This window comes from Variovorax sp. dw_308, assembly GCF_019207085.1.
Taxonomy (GTDB): domain Bacteria; phylum Pseudomonadota; class Gammaproteobacteria; order Burkholderiales; family Burkholderiaceae_C; genus Variovorax.
In genome coordinates, this window is record NZ_JAATOM010000002.1 from 612,498 (window position 1) to 633,222 (window position 20,725).

Genomic DNA, 20,725 nt, shown 5'->3' on the forward strand with positions numbered 1-20,725 from the left:
GAGATAGACCCATGACGCAAGCAGTCGTCGTTGCCGGAGTCGGCATGATTCCTTTCAAGAAGCCGGGCGCCAGTGGCAGCTACATCGAGATGGGCGCCGAGGCGGCCCGCCTCGCGCTCGCCGATGCGGGCATCGGCTACGAGCTGATCCAGCAGGCCTATGTCGGCTATGTCTATGGCGACTCGACCAGCGGCCAGTCGGCCCTGTACGAGGTCGGACTGACCGGCATCCCGGTCGTCAACGTCAACAACAACTGCTCGACCGGTTCCACCGCCCTCTTCCTCGCGCGCCAGGCCGTGGAAAGCGGCGCGGTCGACTGCGCCCTGGCGCTGGGCTTCGAGCAGATGCAGCCGGGCGCGCTGGGCAACATGTACAACGACCGGCCCGCTGCCATGGGCAACTGCTTTGCGGTCGCGGACACGCTTGCCGGCGACGTGCCCGACATGCCCATGGCGATCCGCATGTTCGGCGGCGCCGGCCGCGAGCACATGCAGAAGTACGGCACGCAGCTGGAGACCTTTGCCGCCATCCGCGCCAAGGCCAGCCGCCACGCCGCCAACAACCCGCTGGCCCTCTTCCGCAAGGAAGTCACCGTGGACGACGTGATGAACGACATGATGGTCTGGCCCGATGTCATGACCCGCCTGATGGCCTGCCCGCCGACCTGCGGCGGTGCCGCGGCAATCATCGTCTCGGAGCGCTTCGCGAAGAAGCACGGCCTGCGCACCGACGTGTGCATCCTGGCCCAAGCCATGACCACCGACGGCGTGAGCTCCTACGAGCCGCCGTCGATGATCAAGATGGTCGGCTTCGACATGGCGAAGTCGGCGGCGCAACAGGTCTACGAGAAGGCCGGCGTGGCACCGGAGGACATCCGCGTGGCCGAGCTGCACGACTGCTTTGCCCACAACGAACTGCTCACCTACGAAGCGCTGGGCTTCTGCCCCGAAGGCGGCGCCGAGAAGTTCGTCCAGGACGGCGACAACACCTACGGCGGCCAGGTCGTGACCAACCCCTCGGGCGGCCTGCTGTCCAAGGGCCATCCGCTGGGCGCCACCGGGCTGGCGCAGTGCTACGAATTGACCCACCAGCTGCGCGGCACGGCCGAGGCGCGGCAGGTGCAAGGCGCCGAACTGGCGCTCCAGCACAACCTGGGCTTGGGCGGAGCCTGCGTGGTCACCCTGTACGGCCGCGGCTGATTCCCTTCACTCTCTCCTGATCAAAACAAACACATGACCAAGCTCACTGGAAAAACTGCACTCGTCACCGGCTCGGGCCGCGGCATCGGCCGCGCCGTCGCCCTCAAGCTCGCCTCCGAAGGCGCCCGCGTGGTCGTCAACGACCTCGACGCCGAACCGGCCAACGAAGTGGTCGAGACCATCCGCGCCAATGGCGGCGAAGCCGTCGCCTGCGTCGGCAGCGTCACCGCGCCGGACTTCGCCGAACACTTCGTCAAGACGGCGGTCGACAACTACAAGAGCATCGACATCGTCGTCAACAACGCCGGCTACACCTGGGACAACGTGATCCAGAAGATGAGCGACGAGCAGTGGTACGCGATCATGGATTGCCACCTGACGGCGCCCTTCCGCATCCTGCGCGCGGCCTACCCCGTGATCAGCGCGGCCGCCAAGGCCGAGGCCGCCGACGGCAAGGAAGTGTTCCGCAAGGTGGTCAACATCTCGTCGATCGCCGCCGGCGGCAACGTGGGCCAGACCAACTACGCGTCGGCCAAGGCAGGCCTGACGGGCATGACCAAGACGCTGTCGCGCGAATGGGGCCGCTTGAAGGTCAACGTCAACGCTGTCGCCTTCGGCCACATCGAGACGCGCCTGACGCAGGCCCTGGCCGGCAGCGACAGCAAGACCGTGAGCATCGAGGGGCGCGAGATCAAGGTCGGCATTCAGCAGTCCATGATCGACGCCAGCAAGCAGGTGATCCCGCTGGGCCGCCCGGGCACGGCCGAGGAGGCAGCGGACGCCGTCTACCTGTTTTGCGCGCCCGAATCGAACTACGTCTCGGGCCAGGTGCTGGTCTGCGGCGGCGGCTTCGGCAACGTCTGAGCCAGGATCGCCTCGGAATGGGTCGACAGGTGCTGCAGAGATGATGCCGAAAGGCTGATCCATGCGCACCGCGCGCTCCCGAACCTCGGGCGAAACTTCACTGACATCCTCATGGCTCCATCCCCTCAAGGATCGGAGCCTCCTCGAAAAGCGCGGCGGTTCAGGGGCCGAATTACTCAACGGACCTCGACGTACCCAGCCATTGGCCAATATGCGTGAGGACGGCGAGCTTGACCTCGCTCTCGGCGTCTGAGGCTGCGCGGGTCCTGAGCATCTTTTGGATCAGGGCCTCGCTCGCGGAACGCAGGACTTCTTTCGCATGCGTCGCTTTGCCGATCTGGGTCGCGATCGACCCGGTGCCCATGCAGTTGGTCAGGCCCTTGTCCACTTGAACCTTGTGGATCTCGCTCGCGGTGCCTAACGCAACGACGCCTGTGCCCTCGGTGTCCTCGGTATCGTCCGTATCGATCTCGCCGGGGAGCTTTTCCTTGCTCCGGCCGAGAGGGGCCTTGGTTTTCTCACTCAATTGAGTCGAGATCTTCTTGCCGACCTTGCCGTCCTTGCCGGTGTCTTCCTGGCCGAAGTAAATCACGCAGTTGCTGGATTTCGTCACCGAGAGAAAACCGGTGCACCCCTTGCACGGTGTGAGCGTCGAGAAGATGACGCTGTTTTCGGGCACCTTGGTCGCCGTGAGATTGTTGCGGAAGTAGGACAGCAGCATGTTGACCTCGGCGTGCCGGAACGACCCGGTGTTGATGCCCGCGGCGAGGATCTGCCCCTGGTCGCTCACGAGCAAGGTGCCCACGTAGTTCTTCAACCCTTCGTAGCCCTCGGCCGAGCTGATGTCCACCAGCGAGTAGGTGGCCAGCATGTAGTACCGAAGCGCGCGGGCCAGGCCCTTCTTGCGGCTGCCGGGCGGGAGGTCGAGATCTTTGCTGAGGCCTGCCGCCGCTGCGTAGAGGCCGCCGTCCGGGAGGGGGGCTTTCAGCGCGAGTGCGGCAATCTGGCGGGGCCACTTCTTGACGCTTTGAAAGGCCAGTGTCACGCCGACCGCTCCGTCACCCTCGTTGGGCTTCAGTTGGTTCATCAACTTCACCTTCATCTTTGGATAGTGCTTGATCCAAAGCGCATCCGCGTGGTTGGTGTAGACCGTTGCGTGGTTCGACTTCGCCTTGCCCAGTATTGCGTTGACCACTGCGGGCCGCGCCAGGTTGGTCGACTTATAGAACTTGAACTCGGTGCCATCGATGTAGCCCGCCACATTGTCGCCGCCCGTCGGGCTCGTGATGGCGGGGTCTTGGCTCAACTCGTAGAGCGTTTCCAGCAGGTCTTGGTTTCCGGTGTAGGTGACTCCCGTGTGCACCAAGTTGCTGCATGCCACGCCTGGTGGCCGGTTGCCTCCGACGAAAAGGGTGCCAATCTTAAAAGTTTTCAGTTTGTCGAGTTGAACCTTCGGGCCCTTGATCCGCGTGTTGCAAGTGCTGCACTTGAACATATAGAACTGTGGCATTGAGAACCCTCCTGTGAGTCTTGATGCCTGCTTGCAAGAAGCCAGCATCAGCCTACGAGCGACAAAGCACGCAGCACCACTGCGTGCACCGAGGTGGACAACAGATCGAGGCACTAGCGAAGGACGCTGCGGTGACCGACACGCCCGCCTGCGCCGTGCGCCCAAGAGAGCGAAAGATAACGCCGATCAGCGTCGTCAGGTGGGTGGCGATGGTCTCACATGCGGCGGCAGCGCGGCTGAGCAGACAGGCAATATGGTCGATGACGGTCGCACCCACCAGAGCGGTGCCGATGGCGCCCAACAGCACATCCTTGGCCGGGCATAGCCAGCGATCGACAATCGCATCCGCCACATGCCTGGCCGCTGGTCGCCGACCATCATCGGCGCGCCTCGACTCGGGCGCTACCAGCTGTTCGGCAACCTCTTCCCGCGCATCGTCATGACGTAGATCTCGCCGTTCGGCCAGGACGGACCCTACGCCGCCATGGCGGGAAGCGAGCTGATCGTCTTCAAAGAGATGCGGGAAAAGGGCGTTGACGTGGTCGTTACCGGCACATCGACGGCAGCACATGCGGTGGTGGAGGCGGGAGGAAACATCCCCGTCGTCACGTTCGGAATCAACGACCCGCTGCGAACCGGCCTCGTCGCGAGCTTCGCCCATCCAGGCGGGCAGGTCACTGGAATGTCGAACTTCGCCGGCGACCTCGTGCCGAAGCGGATCGAGCTGTTCAAGGCCGCGGTCCCGGCCATCTCCAAGATCGCATTGGCCCGCTGCCCGGAATGCGGTCGGCAGTCGGGCCTCAGCAAGTCAAGCATCGACGCGGCTTTCGAGAACTACAGTGAAAACGCGCGATCGCTGGGTCTCACCTTGATTCCATTGGACATCGACGCGGCTACTGATTTCCCGGCGGCAGCCGCGTTAGTCAAGCGGGAGCAAGCCGACGGCGTACTTCTCATGCCAACCCAGATCAACGCGAAGCTACGAGACGACTGGGTTGCATTTGAGACAGCGCAACGAGTACCTGTGATGGGGGACTATCGCGGCTATGGGTGCCTCCTCTCGTTCGGACCCGATCCCGCAGAGCGCGCTCCTTCAGGCTGACGAAGTCATATCGTGAGTCTCTTGGACTGCAAGACTGAAGTGCCGCATAGCAAAAAACGAAGCGGCAGATCGAGCCTTTGTACGACCGCCTCGAAAAACCGCGTCGCCACTCGTTGCCCACCCCAGCAGCGTGGGAAGCGCTCGACCTGGCTCCAGTCAATCGAATCGGCCAATTCAGACCGGCGCGTAGAAGCCAAGTTCCAGCCTTCGTTGATTGCGAATTCGATGGCTCGCTTGGGATGCGTGGGATAGGTTGATGAAGGCACTTCCATACCCGCCAAGTCAACACAACGATCCGTTCGCCGCCCCGAGGCACCAACGCCGACGCCACTCACGGAACTTCAAGAATGGATCGAGACAGATCTAACAAAATGACAAAAGGGTTAGCAGGTGCTTACCTGCTAACCCTTGTCTTTTCTGGTAGGACGTACTGGATTCGAACCAGTGACCAACGGATTAAAAGTCCGCTGCTCTACCAACTGAGCTAACGTCCCACTCTTGTTTCTTCACCGCGCATCAAACGCGGCAAAGCCAAAGATTATAGCTTGCCGTCTTGCGCGATTTGATCGAGCGCCCAGCCTGCAGCGCATTGACCAAAAGTCGCGGTGACGCTCACCACCGAGCCGTAGCCGTGACAGTTGAGGCTGCCGTCGCCCTCCTCGACGGCGCACGACGCATCGGGCGGCGCGACCGCCTCGCGGCTGAAGACGCAGGTCACGCCGATCTTCTTGCCTTCGCGCGGCGCACCGTGCAATCTGCGCAGGCGATTGCGCATCTGCGCCAGCAACGGGTCGTGCGTGACCATGGCGATGTCATCGATCTCGACCTTGTGCGCAAGGCGCTTGCCGCCCGCCGCGCCCACCGCGATGAAGCGATGCTTGCCGGCCCGCGCCCACACCGCCATCGCGAGCTTGGCCCGCACTTCGTCGCAAGCGTCGATCACGGCATTCAACGGACCGTGCGCTTGCTCCGACCGAGCGAGCAGCGCGGCCCAGTTGTCCGGCTCGACGAAGTCGTCGATCGCCAGCACCCGGCAGTCGGGATTGATGTGCGCGATGCGGCTGGCCATCGCTTCCACCTTGGCCTGCCCAACCGTGTCGTCGAGCGCGTGGATCTGGCGGTTGATGTTCGATTCGGAGATGTGGTCCAGGTCCACCAGCGTCAGCCTGCCCACGCCACTGCGGGCCAAGGCCTCGACGGCCCACGACCCCACGCCGCCGATGCCCACCACCATCACATGCGCATGGCGGATGCGCGTGGCGCCCGGCACGCCGTACAGCCGCTCGAGCCCACCGAAGCGCCGCGCCAGGTCGGCAGCCGCCTCGGGGGATTCGACAGCATCGGGCAATGTCGCGTTATCCAGAACGAAGCCCTGCTACTTCAAGCGGGCCAGCCGCTCTTTTGCAGCCGAGGCCGCTTCCGACTGCGGGTAGGCCTTGATCAGGTCATCCAGCGTACGGCGCGCGGCCTTGGTGTCCTTCAGTTCGATCTGGCAGTTGGCGATCGACAGCACCGCCTCGGGCGCCTTGGCATGGTCCGGCGCCAGCGAGAGCATCGAGCGGAAATTGGCGATCGCCTCGTTGTAGTTGCGCGTGGCGTACTGCGCATTGCCGAGCCAGAACAGCGCCGACGGGTTGTAGCCGCTCTGCGGATAGCGCTTGATGAAGTCCGCGAATGCCGATTGCGACTGCGCGAACTGGCCCGCACGGAAGATGCCGAGCGCCGCGTCGAAGTCGGACTTCTCGCGCGGATCGGCCGTGAACTCGCGCCCGTCCACGTTCACCGGCGCGGGCTCGCTCTTCTTCAGCTTGTCGTCCACAGCCTGCTGTCGCAACTGCATGTCGGAGACCGTCTTGGCAAGTTGCTCGTTCTGCCCCGTCAGGCGCGCAACGTCGCCGCGCAGTCCCTCGATCTGGTTCTGCAGTTCCAGCACCGAGCGCGAATTCTGCTGGCTCGCTGCCTCGTATTGCGTGCGCATCGTCTCGACGCGCTGGCGCAGGTCGAGGATCGCGCGGCGCGCTTCATCGTCTTCGAAGAGCGCTGCGTGCGCACCGAGCGAGGCACACATGACAACGGCGGCGCAAGCCACGCGCCGCAAACTCAATGCGGGGCTCATCAACGGTACGAAATCTCGGCGCGGCGGTTTTGCGCCCATGCTTGCTCACCCGAGCCCGCAACGGCCGGCTTTTCCTTGCCGAAGCTGATGGCCTCCACCTGCGTGTCCGCAACGCCCAGCAAGGCGAGCGCACGGCGCACGGCTTCCGAGCGCTTCTGGCCCAGCGCGAGGTTGTACTCGCGGCCGCCGCGCTCGTCGGTATGGCCTTCGATGAACACGTGGCGCGACGGATTCGCCTTGAGGAAGCGCGCGTGGCCGTCGATCAGCGACTGGAACTCGGGCTTCACGGTATAGCTGTCGAAGTCGAAGTACACGATGCGGGCGACGCCGACCGGGCCTTGCGCATTGAGCGAGCCCTGGTCGGCGTTGACCGGCGCCACGGCGCTCTGCCCGCCCTGCCCCGCGCCACCGCGCGCATCCGTCACGGGCACGTCGTTCAGCTTGGTGCTGGACGAGCATCCGGCGATCAAGGCCACTACGGCCAGCGAGTAAATCGTGCGTTTCAACATTTGGAACTCCTCAGTGTTAATCATTGCTTTTGAAACGGACCCCAGTCCGGTTCGCGTATGTCGCCTGCCTGTCCTGCCAATCGAGCCTTGATCTTGCCGTCGAGTGTTGTGGTCATCAGCGCTTCCTTGCCGCCGAGTTGCGTTGCATAGACGATGAGCTTGCTGTTGGGTGCAAAGCTGGGCTTCTCGTCGGCAGAGGTGTCGGTGATGGCTGACACATTGCCGGACGACAACTCCATCACGTGGAGTTTGAAGGCACCACCCACCCTGGAGATGTAGGCCAACCACCGTCCATCGGCGCTGACGGACGGAGAAATGTTGTAGGTGCCGGTGAAGGTCACGCGGGTCGGGTTGCCACCGCCCGCGCCCATCTTGTAGATCTGCGGGGCACCGCCGCGGTCGCTCACGAAGTAGATCGTGCCGCCATCGGACGAGTAGACCGGCTCGGTATCGATGCTGTTGCTCTGCGTGAGGCGCTTGGCTTCGCCGCCGTTGGACGAGATGGTGTAGAGCTGCGAGCCGCCGTCGCGGCTCAGCGTCACCGCCAGCGTGCCACCATCGGGCGACCAGGCCGGCGCGCTGTTGTTGCCGCGGAAGTTGGCGACCAGGCGGCGCTGGCCGCTGGCCACGTTGTGCACGTAGACCACGGGCTTGCGCGACTCGAAGGACACGTAGGCCAGCTGTCCGCCGTTGGAAGACCAGCGCGGGGAAATGATCGGCTCGGGGCTGGTCAGCGCCGCCTGCGCGTTCTCGCCGTCGGCGTCCGCCACCCACAGCGTGTAGCGCCCGCCCTTGGTGACGTAGGCGATGCGCGTGGAGAAGATGCCCTTCTCGCCGGTCAGCTTTTCATAGACGAAGTCGGCGATGCGGTGCGCGGCGAGGCGCAGGTCGCCCTGGGGAACGGTGTAGCTCTGGCCGCCGAGGTCCTGCCCGCGCACCACGTCCCACAAGCGGAACAGCACCGAGTAGCGGCCATCGGCAAGGCGGGTCACGCTGCCGCCGACCACCGAGTCCGCCGTACGCTGGCGCCACAGGCTGAGGTCCGGCCGCGAGGCTTCGTCCATCACCTGCCCCGACGCATCGACGCCGCGGAACTGCCCGCTGCGCTCGAGGTCGGCCTGCACGATGGCGGAGATCTTCTGCGGCGACGCGTCCTGCCCCTTGAACGGCACGATCGCGATCGGCAACTGCGTCAAGCCCACGCCCGTCACTTCGACCCGGAACTGGGCGAGTGCAGGAAGCGCAGGGGAGGCAGCAAGTGCCGCGATGAGGCTGCGGCGGGCGAGGAACGATGAAGAAGGAGTTGGGGAGGAGTCGTGCAACGGCTTGATCATGCGGTTCGGAGATGTTTCCGGTCAGAAAGTTTCTGGGCCGGGCGTAACGAAACGACATGGTACACACTGCATCAACACCCACGTCACAAACTGTGTACTGCCTGACCATCGCCGGCGGGTCGTTGAAATGCGTATTCGGGGCCGCCCGTAGAATGCGCCGCCATGCAGCCTTCTACTGACGACGCGATCGCGCGCCCTCCCCTGACGCGCCGGTTGGCAAGGCTCATGACGTGGTTCGGCCAGTCGCGCCAGTGGTGGGCGCTTGGCGTCGTCTCCGCGATGATCGCAGCGCTCACCGAGCCGCTGATACCGGCGCTGCTCAAGCCGCTGCTCGACCGCGGATTCACCGGCAAGCTGCAGATGTGGCTGGTGCCGGCCTTCGTCATCGGCCTGTTCGCGGTGCGCGGGCTGGCCCAGTTCGTATCGCAGTACGCGCTCGCCCGGATCGCGAACGAAGGCATGCAGCGACTGCGGCGCGTGCTGTTCGACAGCTTGCTCGGCGCGGAACTCGCGCTGTTCACGCGGCAATCCGCCAGCGCGCTGTCCAACACCGTCGTCTATGAAGTGCAGACCGGCGCCATGCTGCTGGTGCAGGCGCTGCTGGGCCTGTCGCGCGACGGCTTCACTGCCGTGGCGCTGCTGTTCTACCTGCTCTATCTCAACTGGAAGCTCACGCTCATCATCGGCGTGCTGCTGCCGGGCGTGGCCTGGATCATGAAGTTCTTTTCGAAGCGGCTCTACCACTTCACCCGGCTTGGCCAGCAGGCAACCGATGAACTGGCCTATGTCGTGGAAGAAAACGTGCTGGCCCATCGCATGGTGCGCCTCCATGGCGCCGAAGCGGGCCAGCTGGGCCGCTTCGAAAAGCTAAGCGCCAGCCTCAACAGGCTGGCGGTGAAGTCGACCATCGCTTCCGCCGCGATGACGCCGTTGACGCAATTGCTCGCGGCGGTGGCGATGTCGATCGTGGTGGTGATCGCGTTGTGGCAAAGCGGAGAACAGGGCCTTACCGTCGGCGGCTTCGTCGCCTACATCACGGCCATGCTGATGCTTATCGCACCGATCCGGCGCCTGGCCGACATGGCCAACCCCATCACGCGTGGACTGGCCGCCCTGGAACGCGGCATGGTGCTGATCGACGACGTTGCGCCGGAACAGCAAGGCAGCTATGAAACCAAACGCGCGACCGGTCACATCGAGTTGCGTGACGTCCGGGTCAACTACCGCGGCGAAGACGAGGCGCGCGCGCTTGACGGCGTCAGCCTGACGATCGAGTCCGGCGAGACCATCGCGCTGGTCGGCCCCTCGGGCTCCGGCAAGACCACGCTGGTGAACCTGCTGCCGCGCTTCGTGCTGCCGAGCGCCGGCACCGCCCGGCTCGACGGCCACGAGATCGGCGAATGGAAGGTGCAGAACCTGCGCGCCCAGTTCGCGATGGTGAGCCAGGACGTCGTCATGCTCAACGACACGCTGGCCGCCAACGTCGCGCTCGGCGCCACGGTGGACCGCGAGCGCGTGGTCGAATGCGTGGAGGCTGCCAACCTCACGAAGCATGTGGCCAGCCTGCCCGACGGGATCGACACCGTGCTCGGCCACAACGCCACGCAACTCTCCGGTGGCCAACGGCAGCGGCTGGCGATTGCACGTGCGCTCTACAAGGACGCGCCGATCCTGTTGCTCGACGAGGCGACGTCCGCACTGGACACCGAATCCGAGCGCCTGGTGCAGGAGGCCCTCGCCCGCCTGATGCAGGGCCGCACCACGCTGATCGTGGCACACCGCCTCAGCACCATCCAGCATGCCGACCGCATCGTCGTGATGGACCACGGACGCATCGCCGAGATCGGCAGCCATGCGCAACTGATGCAGCTCGACGGCCTGTATGCGCGCCTGCAGACGCATGCGATGCGCACCGCGCCAGCGGACCAAGTGCCTGCGATATAGGTGGGCTTTCTGGCATGCGCAAAGAAAGTCGGCCTACTTCGAAAGACCCATTCTCTCGGCCAGTTCTCTAAGCCGATGTCTAGCCTTGGCCAAGCTTGGCGAGCGGGTGGCCGCCCGTTCTGGCCGCCAGGCGTCTCGTACCACTTGGCAAAGTCGGGCGTTGTAGCCCAATCCTTGCGAAGCAATTGCACCATGCTGGACAAGTAAATCGTCACGGACGTCTCGCGGAGCGCCTTGAGCCAGCGTCAACAGTGACCTCTTCGGATCGGTCAAGGTATCGGGGTCACTTGGTAGCCTTGTTGCACCCCGACCCAGGAGCGCGCGCATCGCTTCATGATCGGAAAGTAACCAGGCCTCAACCTCTCGCACCGCAACGCGAAGTAATAAGTTCTGTGGACGCGTCTTCGCTCCAAACCAACTTGCGAGGAGACGCGATGCGCAGGCAACCTGGTCGAGATCAGCAAGCACAAGTACTGGTTGCTGCATGGCCATCTGGCAAAAGTTTGGGATGCGACTTCTAAGATAGCCTGATCCACCCCTCCGAAGGCACTGACCAATCTCGATGCCCGCCTCCCCTGCCAGAGCCCGTCCAACCTCTTCACTAAGTTCATCCTCTGTCGCGAGGACTACCCATGGCATCACCACAGCCCAAGTTGAGAGACGGCAGTCGGGTGCGTCTTCGGCAATACGACCTCCGCGACGGAAAACCCACTTTCAAGCGAGAGCGCTTCCTTCGAGTTGACGGGACGAACCTCCGTACCTTCTTGCGCTGGCTCCAAAAGCAGCACCCCTCGGGCGTCAATACCCGGATTACTCAAGAGCGCCTCACTGTGCGTGCTTATCAGAACCTGCCGCGGCCGACGCTTCTTGTCCCGCTGGATTCGTTGAAGGAGTCTTGGTATCTCCCGAACAATTGAGTCGTTCAGTGATAATTCTGGCTCTTCGAGCAGCAGCAGTGAATCGCCCTCAAGAAGGACCCAGAGAAGTCCCAACAATCTCAGGGTGCCATCGGAGAACTGCTCTTCCCGTTGCCAACCCGCGTTCGGTCGGTAGTGCGTGTACATCGCCTCGAGGTGCGGCCGTCCGTTGACGCGGTCCGACACGTACCTCAATTCCTTGAACTGAGGTACTGCCAGCGCCAGAGCCTTTTCAATCTTTTTCAGTCTCGATTCTCGAGCCTTTGGCGCCGTCTGCGCCACGCGTTCGAGGAAGCCTTGCCCGAAGGGGTCATCGTCTAGCCTTTGCCCTCCGATCAAGTCCGAGTACTTGAGAAGTTGAGGTACCAAATGCAAATAGGTCGTGTCTCCAAAGAACGTAGGCAACTCCCGAAATCTTGCATTGACCTGAATCTGCTCCAGCGCCGTTTGAGTCAGCCGCATCACATCGATCTTGTCATCCTTGTCGGGTCGGTTTAGCACTATTTTTCCCTCGCGCCATACCTGTTCGACCGAGATCAATGATCTCTGCGCGCCCTTCCCTTCCGGCTTGAATCCCAAGACGTAGCGCCACAACGGAACACTGTCATCTGCGCTGTCCGCCAAGTACACCTCGATTCGCACCTCCGGATCTTTGCGGGCGTGCAGACAGCGAAGCTTCTGGATGCCGCCCCGATCATGAATTGCCTTTTGCAAGCCGCCTCCCTGTGGCTTGCTCACATCTCTCAAAAACCGAAAAACGTCTAGCAAGTTTGACTTCCCGGCGGCGTTCGCACCGAGAAGATAAGTTCGCTCGCGAAGAGGTACATCAACTTCGCGAAAGTTGCGCCAATTTTTTAATCTTAGATGTGTGACGATCATGAGGTTTCGGTCGAAGGTTCCGATTCGGCGTACTAGCCGAGTATCTTGCGTGCCCGAGCTTAATCGGCCGGCCAAGTGAAAGTCAGCTACAGCAGCACGATGTCGTATTGCCCCTGCCCCATCGCGGGCTCGGATTGCAGCGAGATCGGCTTGCCGATGAAATCGCTCAAGCCCGCCAGGTGCTGGCTCTCCTCGTCGAGGAACAGTTCGATCACCTGCGGCGACGACACGATCCGGAACTCGCGCGGCGTGAACTGCCTCGCCTCGCGCAGGATCTCGCGCAGCACGTCATAGGCCACGCTGCGCGCGGTCTTCACGATGCCCTGGCCGTTGCAGGCGGCGCAAGGCTCGCACAGCATGTGCGCCAGCGACTCGCGCGTGCGCTTGCGCGTCATCTCCACCAGCCCGAGTTGCGAGAAGCCGCCGGCTGTGGTCTTGACCCGGTCCCGCGCCAGTTGCTTGCGGAACTCGGCCAGCACCTGCTCGCGGTGGTCGTCGCGCACCATGTCGATGAAGTCCACGATGATGATGCCGCCCAGGTTGCGCAGGCGCAGTTGGCGGGCGATCGCTTGCGCCGCTTCCAGGTTGGTCTTGAAGATCGTGTCGTCGAAGTTGCGCGCACCGACGAAGCCACCGGTGTTCACGTCGATCGTGGTCAGCGCCTCGGTCTGGTCGACCACGAGGTAGCCGCCCGATTTAAGGTCCACCCGCCGGCCCAGCGCGCGGCCAATCTCCTCGTCCACCGAGCACAGGTCGAAGATCGGCCGCTCGCCCTTGTAGAGCTGCAGTTTCTCGGCCGCCTTGGGCATGAACTCGCGACCGAACTTCTGCAGCGCCTCGAACTGTTCGCGCGAGTCGATGCGGATGGCCTGCGTCTCCTCGTTGGTCAGGTCGCGCAGCACGCGCTGGAGCAGGCTCAGGTCCTGGTGCAGCAGCGACATCGGCGGCAGGCGGGTCGACAGGTCGCGCACACGCGACCAGGTCTTGCGCAGGTAGGCGATGTCGTCGGCGAGTTCGGCATCGCTGGCATCCTCGCCATTGGTGCGCAGGATGAAGCCGCCGGTGTTGGCTGGCGCCGTGCCGTTGCCGTCGGCGATGGCTGCGGCCTCGATCAGCGCCTGCATCCGCGTGCGCAGCGCGTCACGCAAGTCCGGCGGGATCTTCTGCGACACGCCGATGTGGTTGTCCTGCGGCAGGAACACCAGCAGCCGGCCCGCGATGCTGATCTGGGTCGAAAGCCGCGCACCCTTGCTGCCGATCGGATCCTTGATGACCTGCACCAGCAGCGACTGGCCCTCGAACACCTGCTTCTCGATCGGCACCATCGCGCTGGCGTTCCCGCGATGATCGCGTTCGGGCGCTGCGCTCATCGGGCGCGAGCCCGGCGTGAAGGGCGCGACGATGTCGGCCACGTGCAGGAACGCAGTGCGCTCCAGGCCGATGTCGATGAAGGCCGATTGCATGCCGGGCAGCACGCGCGAAACCTTGCCGAGGTAGACGTTGCCAACCAGTCCGCGCTCCAGCGTTCGTTCGACGTGAAGCTCCTGCACCGAGCCATATTCGACCAGCGCTACGCGGGTCTCCTGCGGAGACCAATTGATCAGGATGTCTTGCATGGGTTGTGATTCAGGCCTTGAATCCGGCCTGTTGGAGCAATGCGTTTGTCTCGTACATGGGGAGTCCCATGATGCCCGAATACGACCCCGTCATGTGCTCGATGAATGCCGCCGCGCGCCCCTGTATCGCGTAGGCGCCGGCCTTGCCGAGCGGCTCGCCGCTGGCCACGTAGTCCGCGATGTCCTTGCGGCTGACGGCGCCGAAGGTGACGCGCGACACGCTCAATGCGGCCACGCGGCGCCGGCCGTTCTGCACGGCCACCGCGGTCAACACGCGATGCGTTTGCCCGGACAGCATCGCGAGCATGCGATGCGCATCGCGGGCGTCCTCGGGCTTGCCAAGGATGACGCGCCCCAGTGCGACGGTGGTGTCGGCGCAAAGGATCGGCGCAGGCGGCAAGCCGAGGCGTGCATGGCGTGCCACGGCAGCGTCCAGCTTGAGGCCGGTCACCCGCTGCACATAGGCGCTCGGCGATTCGCCGCCACGCACCGCTTCCAGCGCCTCGGCGTCTTCATCGGGCGCGGCCAGCAACAACTCATGCCGCACGCCAAGCTGGCCCAGCAACTGCGCGCGGCGCGGGCTTTGCGAAGCGAGGTAGATGAACAGCGATTTCATTCGCGGTGATAGGGATGGCCTGCATTGACCGACCACGCGCGATACAACTGCTCGACCAACAGCACGCGCGCCATCGCATGTGGCAAGGTCAGGTCCGACAGGCGGATGCGTTCGTGCGCGGCGGCCTTGAAGGCCGGGTCGAGGCCATCGGGCCCGCCGATGACCAGCGCCACGTCGTCGCCCTCGCCTTGCCAGGCTTGCAGGCGCGCAGCCAGGGCCTTTGTGGTGAGCGAGGTACCGCGCTCGTCGAGCGCCACGATGCGCATGCCGCGGGCTATTGCGCCTTCGATGCGCTCGCGTTCGGCTGCGTAGAGGGTTTCGAGGGTCTTGGAACCGCGCGGCTCGGTCTTGACGGCGCGCAGCTCCAGCTTCAGTTCGGGCGGGAAGCGCTTGGCATAGTCGTCCCAGGCGGTCTGCGCCCAGTCGGGCATGCGCTGCCCGACCGCGACCACCAGCAGCTTCATTTGCTGCGCGAGGCAGGAGTCTTGCGTGCTGCCTTCTTGGCTGCGGGCTTCCTGGCGGCGGCCTTGCCGGCGGCTGGCTTGCCGGCGACGACCGTCTTGATCGGGGTCTTGCTGGCGGCCGACTTCTTCGCGGGCGCCTTGCCTGCAGCGGGCTTTGCCGCGGTCTTCTTGGCCGCGGGCTTGCGCGTCGATGGCTTTGCGGCCTTGGCAGCTTGTTCCGCTTCGCGAATCGCGGTCTTGGCGGCGCTCGCGCGGCGCAGCGTGGTCGGCGCCTTCTTCGCGGCAGGTGCGGGTGCAGCGCTTGCCGCGGTGGCAGGCTTGGCCGCACCGAACTTCAGTCGCACCGGCTTCTCGCCCCAGATCTCTTCCAGGTGGTAGTACTGGCGGATCGCCGGCTGCATGATGTGCGCCACCGCCGCACCACAGTCCACGATGATCCACTCGCCGTTGTCTTCACCTTCGATGCGCGGCTTGCCGAAGCCGGCCTCGCACACCGCATCGCGCACGCTCGCGGCCAGCGCCTTGGTCTGGCGGTTGGAGGTGCCCGAGGCCACGATCACGCGCTCGAACAGCGGTGAAAGATGCTCTGTGTCGAAAACCTGAATGTCCTGCGCCTTGACGTCTTCGAGTCCATCGACGATGGCTCTCTGGAGTTTCTGGGTGTCTTTCTTGGCGGCGGCTTCAGTGGTCATCAGGCGGGTGCGTAGAGGTGGTGGCGGTCAATATAGCGCGCAACGGCAGGTGGAACCAGACCAGAGATGTCGGCGCCGCGGGCAACGCGGGCGCGAATATCGGTGGCGCTGATGTCCATCGGTGCCAGATCGATCGGTTCGAACCTTGCGCCGCGGGGAAGCGGCGCCAGACTCTGCGGATCGAACCGGGCTGTAGCGCGTGTGGGGTCTGCCCTGTGCGCTATCGAAACGATAGCGATGGAGAGGATCTCCTCAAAGCCATGCCAACTGCGCAAGGCAGCCGCTTGGTCGGTGCCGATCAGCAACACGAGTTGCATGTCCGGACACTCCTTTTTGAGTTCGAGCAGGGTGTCTAGTGTATAGGTTGGCCCGGAACGCCGGATTTCGCGCGCATCGACGGCCACATTTGGCAAGCCTTCGAAGGCGAGTTCGGCCATGGCAAGACGGTGTTGCGCACTACTCAGACCGCGTGCCTTGTGCCATGCCTGGCCGGTCGGGAAGATGCGCAACTGCCTGAGATCGAGTTGCGCCAGCGCCGCCTGCGCCAAGGCCACGTGCGCGTTGTGCGGCGGGTCGAAGGCGCCGCCGAAGACGCCCAGGCACGGCATCGCCTGTATCACACCCACTCGCGTCGAACGAGAAAATCGCTGGTCAACGCGGCCTCGGGCGACCCAGGCTCGGATTCGCGGCGGTAGACCCAGCTTGCCAGCGGCGGCATCGACAAGAGGATCGACTCGGTGCGCCCGCCCGATTGCAGGCCGAAGTGCGTGCCCCGGTCCCACACCAGGTTGAACTCGACGTAGCGCCCCCGCCGGTACAGCTGGAACTCGCGCTCGCGCTCGCCATACGGCGTGTTGCGGCGGCGCTCGACGATGGGCATGTAGGCGGGCAACAAGCCATCGCCGACCGCCTGCAGCATTGCAAAGCTCTGTGCGAAGCCCAGCTCCGAGAAGTCGTCGAAGAAGATGCCGCCCACGCCACGCGCCTCGTTGCGATGCTTTAGAAAGAAGTAGTCATCGCACCAGTCCTTGAAGCGCGGGTACTTGTCGTCGCCAAACGGCGCCAGCGCATCGCGGCAAGTCTGATGGAAGTGCCGTGCGTCATCCTCGAAAGCGTAGTACGGCGTGAGGTCCATGCCGCCGCCAAACCAGCAGACCGGCTCGCCGTCGGCCGGCATCGCGGCCAGCATGCGGACGTTCATGTGCACCGTCGGCACATAAGGGTTGCGCGGGTGGAACACCAGCGACACGCCCATGGCCTCGAAGGGCGCACCCGAGAGTTCCGGCCGATGCTGCGTGGCCGAGGGTGGCAGCTTCAGTCCGCGTACCTGAGAGAAGCCGCAGCCCGCACGTTCGAACAGCGTGCCGCCTTCGAGGATGCAGGTCAGGCCGCTGCCTTGCAAGGGCTCATCGGGCGCCTTCTGCCAGGCATCGCGCACGGCCACGCCGCCATCCGCCTGCTCGACCGCTGCAACGATGCGCTGCTGCAATCCCCGCAGCCACTCACCGACCGCTTCGGGCGAAGCTGCCTTGTCCATCAACGGTGCGGCAAGGCCCGGAAGCCGATGTCGTGGCGGTATTGCACGCCGTCGAAATGAATGCGCGCCGCGACTTCATACGCGCGGTGCTGCGCCTGCTTGACGCTGTCGGCCAGCACAGTCACGCAAAGCACGCGGCCGCCGCTGGTGCGGACTTCGCCATTCGACAGCGCGGTGCCGGCATGGAACACCATCGCGTCCGGCGCCTCGGGCGGCAGGCCGGTGATCAGATCACCCTTGCGCGGGTCCAACGGATAGCCATGCGCGGCCATCACCACGCCGAGCGCGGTGCGGCGGTCCCATTGCAGGTCGACCTGGTCGAGCGTGCCATCGGTGGCATGCCACAGCACCTCGAACAGGTCGGACTTGAACCGCATCATGATCGGCTGCGTTTCCGGGTCGCCCATGCGGCAGTTGAATTCGAGCGTCTTGACGTGCCCTTGCGCGTCGATCATCAGGCCTGCGTACAGGAAGCCGGTGAAGAGGATGCCGTCGCGCTCCATGCCACGGATGGTCGGCAGGATGACCTCGCGCATCGCGCGCGCATGCACGGTGGCCGTGACCACGGGCGCGGGCGAATAGGCGCCCATGCCGCCGGTGTTCGGGCCTTCGTCGTTGTCGAGCAGGCGCTTGTGATCCTGGCTGGTGGCCAGCGCGGTCACGTTGCGGCCATCGGACATCACGATGAAGCTGGCTTCCTCGCCTTGCAGGAATTCCTCGATGACGACGCGCGCGCCACCTTCGTTGTGGGTCACGCCGAACTTGTTGCCTTCGAGCATGAAGTCGACCGCCTCGTGCGCCTCGGCCAGCGTCATCGCGACCACCACGCCCTTGCCTGCCGCGAGGCCATCGGCCTTGACCACGATCGGTGCGCCCTTGGCGTCGATATAGGCATGCGCCTGCGCCGGGTCGGTGAAGGTCTCGAATTCCGCCGTCGGGATCTTGTGCCGCTTCATGAAGGCCTTGGAAAAGGCCTTTGAGCTCTCGAGCTGCGCCGCGGCCTTGGTCGGGCCGAAGATGCGCAGCCCGTGCGCGCGGAATTCGTCGACCACGCCCGCTGCCAGCGGCGTCTCGGGGCCGACCACGGTCAGCACGATCTTTTCCTTGGCGGCCCACTCGCGCAGCGCGACCGGGTCGGTAATGGGCACGCATTCGAAGCGATGGTCGAGCGCGGTGCCGCCGTTGCCCGGCGCCACGTAAAGCTTGGACACGCGCTCCGACTGGCCGAGGCGCCAGGCCAGCGCATGCTCGCGTCCGCCGTTGCCGATGACGAGGACTTTCATTCGGAGAGCTCGGCGTTGTGATAGACCTCTTGCACGTCGTCCAGGTCTTCGAGCACGTCGAGCAGCCTCTGCATCTTCGCAGCGTCCTCGCCGGTGACTTCGATGGGGTTCTCCGCCCGCATCGTGACTTCGGCCACCTCGGGCTTGAGGCCCGCGGCTTCGAGCGCGTTCTTCACCGCCTCGAAGTCGCCGACGGCCGTCAGCACTTCGATGGCGCCGTCGTCGTCGGTGATGACGTCTTCCGCGCCGGCTTCCAGGGCCACTTCCATGATCTTGTCCTCACTCGCGCCGGGCGCGAAGATGAACTGGCCGCAATGCTTGAACTGGAAGGCCACCGAGCCTTCGGTACCCATGTTGCCGCCGTGCTTGCTGAAGGCATGCCGCACTTCGGCGACGGTGCGCACGCGGTTGTCGGTCATGGTGTCGACGATGATGGCCGCGCCGCCGATGCCGTAGCCTTCATAGCGGATTTCCTCGTAGTTGACGCCTTCCAGGTTGCCCGTGGCCTTGTCGATGTTGCGCTTGACCGTGTCGATCGGCAGGTTGACCGCCTTGGCCTTTTCCACCGCCAGCCGCAGCCGCGGATTGATGGACAGGTCGCCGCCGCCGAGCCGCGCGGCGACCATGATTTCGCGAATCACCCGGGTCCAGGCCTTGCCGCGCTTTTCATCTTGCCGGCCTTTCCTGTGCTGGATGTTCGCCCATTTGCTGTGTCCGGCCATAGCTCTATATCTCGCGTTCTCTTGTTTGCAAAGCAGTCCGCGAGTTTACTGTCCGGCGAACGCAACGCCGCCTTTCCGGCGAATGGTGCGTCCAAGCTTTTTGGGATAATCCGCCGATGACGCCGAAGCGCTTCGCCCGGCTGCCGTCCCTGGCACACCCACCTGCACCCGCCGCCCTTTCGTGCAGGGACCGGTCCAACCTTCAGCATCCGAGCCCCCGAGCGGCATGAAACACCCGAACAACACGACGACGGCCGCCTCTCCCGCGATCCGGCCATGCGCAAAGGAGGCATCGATGGCTGGCGCCATTCACCACAAGGCATCGACCTGGACCACGCCACGCGTGTCCGCGTCCGTGAAGCTCGCAGGGGCTGCATGACAACCTCCGTTGCGGCGGAAGCCCCACCCCTTCGTGTCGAACGGCTCACCCTGGCCCAGGGCCTGGCCCGCGCGGCCGATGGCGCGCGGCCCTTCGCCGCACTGAGCTATGGCGCAGGCGGCGACAGTTCCTGGGTCAGCGGCGTGGCGGCGCGCGTGCTGCTCGACAATGAGCCAGTCGTCGACCTGTGGCACGCGGGCACGCCGGTGCAGTCCGGCACCACCGGCGTGGTGCGCTGGCGTACCGACGGCCACTGGCTGCTCGGCGTGGTGGACCTGGACGAAGACGCGTTTGGCGAGGACCTCGCTGCGCTCTCCTGTCGTGCCTACCGCAATGTGTTCGAGGCCATGAAGCACGCGGGCTGCCCGCATCTCTTGCGCATCTGGAACTACCTGCCGCGCATCAATGCCGACGGCGGCGGCATGGAGCGCTACCGCCAATTCAATGCCGGGCGCCAGCAGGCCTTCCTGGAAGCCGGCCAGGCCGCGTTCGAAGGTGCGCCCGCCGCCTGCGCACTGGGCGTGCACGAAGGCGCGCTGTGCGTGCGCTTCCTGGCCGGCCGCATCCCGCCGGTGCCCGTGGAAAACCCGCGCCAGGTGTCGGCCTACCACTACCCCAGCGACTACGGCCCGCGCTCGCCGACCTTCTCGCGCGCCGCGCTGGCTGCGCTGGGCGGGGGCCAGGTGGCGTTGTTCATCTCCGGCACGGCCAGCATCGTCGGCCATCGAACCGTGCATGCCGGCGACGTGCGCGCGCAACTGGCGGAGACGCTGGTCAACCTGCGCGCCGTGATCCAGGCGGCCAACCAGCGCACCAGCGCGCAGTTCTCGCTGGATCGCAGCGACGCGGTGGTGTACGTACGCCACCCGGCCGACGCGCCGGGCATCCGTGCGCAACTGGTGCAGGCGCTCGGTGCGCGCTCGCGCTTCATGCGGCACGCGGTGTTCCTCGAGGCCGACATCTGCCGCAGCGACCTGCTGGTCGAGATCGAAGCCCACGCCACCGAAGCCGGCGAACTCGGCGACTGAAGGTCCGGATCGAG

At 64.7% G+C, this 20,725-nt stretch carries 19 protein-coding genes and 1 tRNA gene; 5 read left to right on the top strand and 15 right to left on the bottom strand.

Annotation, left to right across the window (positions count from 1 at the left end):
• Window positions 1–11 precede the first annotated feature (11 nt).
• A complete protein-coding gene (locus HCU76_RS06015; RefSeq protein WP_213959309.1) occupies window positions 12–1,199 on the top strand; it encodes a lipid-transfer protein in 1,188 nt (395 codons plus the stop codon).
• 33 nt (window positions 1,200–1,232) lie between these two features.
• A complete protein-coding gene (locus tag HCU76_RS06020; protein WP_213959310.1) occupies window positions 1,233–2,063 on the top strand; it encodes an SDR family NAD(P)-dependent oxidoreductase in 831 nt (276 codons plus the stop codon).
• Window positions 2,064–2,235: 172 nt separating this feature from the next.
• Here HCU76_RS06020 and HCU76_RS06025 read toward each other — a convergent pair whose 3' ends face one another.
• Entirely contained in the window at window positions 2,236–3,573 is a 1,338-nt protein-coding gene (locus tag HCU76_RS06025) for a hypothetical protein (protein ID WP_213959311.1), read from the bottom strand.
• Window positions 3,574–4,057: 484 nt separating this feature from the next.
• Between HCU76_RS06025 and HCU76_RS06030 the strand changes: the two genes are divergently transcribed.
• Window positions 4,058–4,675: an ABC transporter substrate binding protein gene (locus HCU76_RS06030; protein ID WP_213959312.1), complete on the top strand. Its 618-nt coding sequence runs from the start codon at window positions 4,058–4,060 to the stop codon at window positions 4,673–4,675.
• 418 nt (window positions 4,676–5,093) lie between these two features.
• On the opposite strand, the gene HCU76_RS06035 is transcribed toward HCU76_RS06030, so the two are convergent.
• The 5 genes from HCU76_RS06035 to tolB all read right to left on the bottom strand — a co-directional run bounded on the left by HCU76_RS06035 (window position 5,094) and on the right by tolB (window position 8,634).
• Window positions 5,094–5,169, bottom strand: a tRNA-Lys gene (locus HCU76_RS06035).
• A 44-nt stretch (window positions 5,170–5,213) separates the two neighbouring features.
• Window positions 5,214–6,023 carry a ThiF family adenylyltransferase gene (locus HCU76_RS06040; protein ID WP_256354023.1) on the bottom strand — a complete coding sequence of 270 codons (810 nt, stop codon included), beginning with the start codon at window positions 6,021–6,023 and terminating at the stop codon, window positions 5,214–5,216.
• A 27-nt stretch (window positions 6,024–6,050) separates the two neighbouring features.
• Window positions 6,051–6,791, bottom strand: a complete 741-nt coding sequence (gene ybgF, locus HCU76_RS06045; RefSeq protein WP_213959313.1) for a tol-pal system protein YbgF — start codon at window positions 6,789–6,791, stop codon at window positions 6,051–6,053.
• Window positions 6,791–7,300: a peptidoglycan-associated lipoprotein Pal gene (gene pal / locus HCU76_RS06050; protein WP_213959314.1), complete on the bottom strand. Its 510-nt coding sequence runs from the start codon at window positions 7,298–7,300 to the stop codon at window positions 6,791–6,793. The genes ybgF and pal overlap by 1 nt, the downstream gene beginning before the upstream one ends.
• A 20-nt stretch (window positions 7,301–7,320) precedes the next feature.
• Window positions 7,321–8,634, bottom strand: a complete 1,314-nt coding sequence (gene tolB / locus HCU76_RS06055) for a Tol-Pal system beta propeller repeat protein TolB (protein ID WP_213959315.1) — start codon at window positions 8,632–8,634, stop codon at window positions 7,321–7,323.
• Between the two features lie 162 nt (window positions 8,635–8,796).
• Between tolB and msbA the strand changes: the two genes are divergently transcribed.
• Window positions 8,797–10,578 carry a lipid A export permease/ATP-binding protein MsbA gene (gene msbA / locus HCU76_RS06060; RefSeq protein ID WP_218508753.1) on the top strand — a complete coding sequence of 594 codons (1,782 nt, stop codon included), beginning with the start codon at window positions 8,797–8,799 and terminating at the stop codon, window positions 10,576–10,578.
• A gap of 638 nt (window positions 10,579–11,216) precedes the next feature.
• Here the strand turns inward: msbA and HCU76_RS06065 are convergent.
• The 9 genes from HCU76_RS06065 to HCU76_RS06105 form a co-directional block, all read right to left on the bottom strand.
• The gene (locus tag HCU76_RS06065; protein WP_218508754.1) at window positions 11,217–12,374 is read right to left on the bottom strand and encodes an AAA family ATPase; all 1,158 of its coding nucleotides are present in this window, start codon (window positions 12,372–12,374) and stop codon (window positions 11,217–11,219) included.
• Between the two features lie 86 nt (window positions 12,375–12,460).
• A complete protein-coding gene (gene rng, locus HCU76_RS06070; RefSeq protein ID WP_213959316.1) occupies window positions 12,461–13,990 on the bottom strand; it encodes a ribonuclease G in 1,530 nt (509 codons plus the stop codon).
• Window positions 13,991–14,000: 10 nt separating this feature from the next.
• Entirely contained in the window at window positions 14,001–14,606 is a 606-nt protein-coding gene (locus HCU76_RS06075; RefSeq protein ID WP_213959317.1) for a nucleoside triphosphate pyrophosphatase, read from the bottom strand.
• Entirely contained in the window at window positions 14,603–15,070 is a 468-nt protein-coding gene (gene rlmH, locus HCU76_RS06080; protein WP_213959318.1) for a 23S rRNA (pseudouridine(1915)-N(3))-methyltransferase RlmH, read from the bottom strand. The genes HCU76_RS06075 and rlmH overlap by 4 nt, the downstream gene beginning before the upstream one ends.
• Window positions 15,067–15,762 (bottom strand): ribosome silencing factor, encoded by a 696-nt coding sequence (gene rsfS / locus HCU76_RS06085; RefSeq protein WP_218508755.1) that lies wholly within the window; start codon window positions 15,760–15,762, stop codon window positions 15,067–15,069. The genes rlmH and rsfS overlap by 4 nt, the downstream gene beginning before the upstream one ends.
• Window positions 15,762–16,370, bottom strand: a complete 609-nt coding sequence (nadD, locus tag HCU76_RS06090; protein WP_213959361.1) for a nicotinate (nicotinamide) nucleotide adenylyltransferase — start codon at window positions 16,368–16,370, stop codon at window positions 15,762–15,764. Before nadD ends, rsfS begins: the two co-directional genes overlap by 1 nt.
• Before the next feature lie 8 nt (window positions 16,371–16,378).
• Window positions 16,379–17,299: an oxygen-dependent coproporphyrinogen oxidase gene (hemF, locus tag HCU76_RS06095; RefSeq protein WP_213959320.1), complete on the bottom strand. Its 921-nt coding sequence runs from the start codon at window positions 17,297–17,299 to the stop codon at window positions 16,379–16,381.
• The gene (gene purD, locus HCU76_RS06100; protein WP_218508756.1) at window positions 17,299–18,582 is read right to left on the bottom strand and encodes a phosphoribosylamine--glycine ligase; all 1,284 of its coding nucleotides are present in this window, start codon (window positions 18,580–18,582) and stop codon (window positions 17,299–17,301) included. The genes hemF and purD overlap by 1 nt, the downstream gene beginning before the upstream one ends.
• Window positions 18,579–19,304 (bottom strand): YebC/PmpR family DNA-binding transcriptional regulator, encoded by a 726-nt coding sequence (locus HCU76_RS06105; protein WP_218508757.1) that lies wholly within the window; start codon window positions 19,302–19,304, stop codon window positions 18,579–18,581. Before HCU76_RS06105 ends, purD begins: the two co-directional genes overlap by 4 nt.
• A gap of 375 nt (window positions 19,305–19,679) precedes the next feature.
• Here HCU76_RS06105 and HCU76_RS06110 point away from each other — a divergent pair, with 375 nt between their 5' ends.
• Window positions 19,680–20,711: a hypothetical protein gene (locus HCU76_RS06110; protein WP_213959323.1), complete on the top strand. Its 1,032-nt coding sequence runs from the start codon at window positions 19,680–19,682 to the stop codon at window positions 20,709–20,711.
• Window positions 20,712–20,725 lie beyond the last annotated feature (14 nt).

Bases quoted from the DNA above. Each gene is read 5' to 3' on its own strand.
- rlmH (WP_213959318.1), bottom strand. From the start codon at position 15,070: ATGAAGCTGCTGGTGGTCGCGGTCGGGCAGCGCATGCCCGACTGGGCG.
- HCU76_RS06030 (WP_213959312.1), top strand. From the start codon at position 4,058: ATGGCGGGAAGCGAGCTGATCGTCTTCAAAGAGATGCGGGAAAAGGGC.
- hemF (WP_213959320.1), bottom strand. From the start codon at position 17,299: ATGGACAAGGCAGCTTCGCCCGAAGCGGTCGGTGAGTGGCTGCGGGGA.
- HCU76_RS06110 (WP_213959323.1), top strand. From the start codon at position 19,680: ATGACAACCTCCGTTGCGGCGGAAGCCCCACCCCTTCGTGTCGAACGG.
- ybgF (WP_213959313.1), bottom strand. From the start codon at position 6,791: ATGAGCCCCGCATTGAGTTTGCGGCGCGTGGCTTGCGCCGCCGTTGTC.
- msbA (WP_218508753.1), top strand. From the start codon at position 8,797: ATGCAGCCTTCTACTGACGACGCGATCGCGCGCCCTCCCCTGACGCGC.
- HCU76_RS06105 (WP_218508757.1), bottom strand. From the start codon at position 19,304: ATGGCCGGACACAGCAAATGGGCGAACATCCAGCACAGGAAAGGCCGG.
- rsfS (WP_218508755.1), bottom strand. From the start codon at position 15,762: ATGACCACTGAAGCCGCCGCCAAGAAAGACACCCAGAAACTCCAGAGA.
- pal (WP_213959314.1), bottom strand. From the start codon at position 7,300: ATGTTGAAACGCACGATTTACTCGCTGGCCGTAGTGGCCTTGATCGCC.
- HCU76_RS06020 (WP_213959310.1), top strand. From the start codon at position 1,233: ATGACCAAGCTCACTGGAAAAACTGCACTCGTCACCGGCTCGGGCCGC.
- tolB (WP_213959315.1), bottom strand. From the start codon at position 8,634: ATGATCAAGCCGTTGCACGACTCCTCCCCAACTCCTTCTTCATCGTTC.
- HCU76_RS06075 (WP_213959317.1), bottom strand. From the start codon at position 14,606: ATGAAATCGCTGTTCATCTACCTCGCTTCGCAAAGCCCGCGCCGCGCG.
- HCU76_RS06065 (WP_218508754.1), bottom strand. From the start codon at position 12,374: ATGATCGTCACACATCTAAGATTAAAAAATTGGCGCAACTTTCGCGAA.
- HCU76_RS06025 (WP_213959311.1), bottom strand. From the start codon at position 3,573: ATGCCACAGTTCTATATGTTCAAGTGCAGCACTTGCAACACGCGGATC.
- HCU76_RS06015 (WP_213959309.1), top strand. From the start codon at position 12: ATGACGCAAGCAGTCGTCGTTGCCGGAGTCGGCATGATTCCTTTCAAG.
- purD (WP_218508756.1), bottom strand. From the start codon at position 18,582: ATGAAAGTCCTCGTCATCGGCAACGGCGGACGCGAGCATGCGCTGGCC.
- rng (WP_213959316.1), bottom strand. From the start codon at position 13,990: ATGCAAGACATCCTGATCAATTGGTCTCCGCAGGAGACCCGCGTAGCG.
- nadD (WP_213959361.1), bottom strand. From the start codon at position 16,370: ATGCCGTGCCTGGGCGTCTTCGGCGGCGCCTTCGACCCGCCGCACAAC.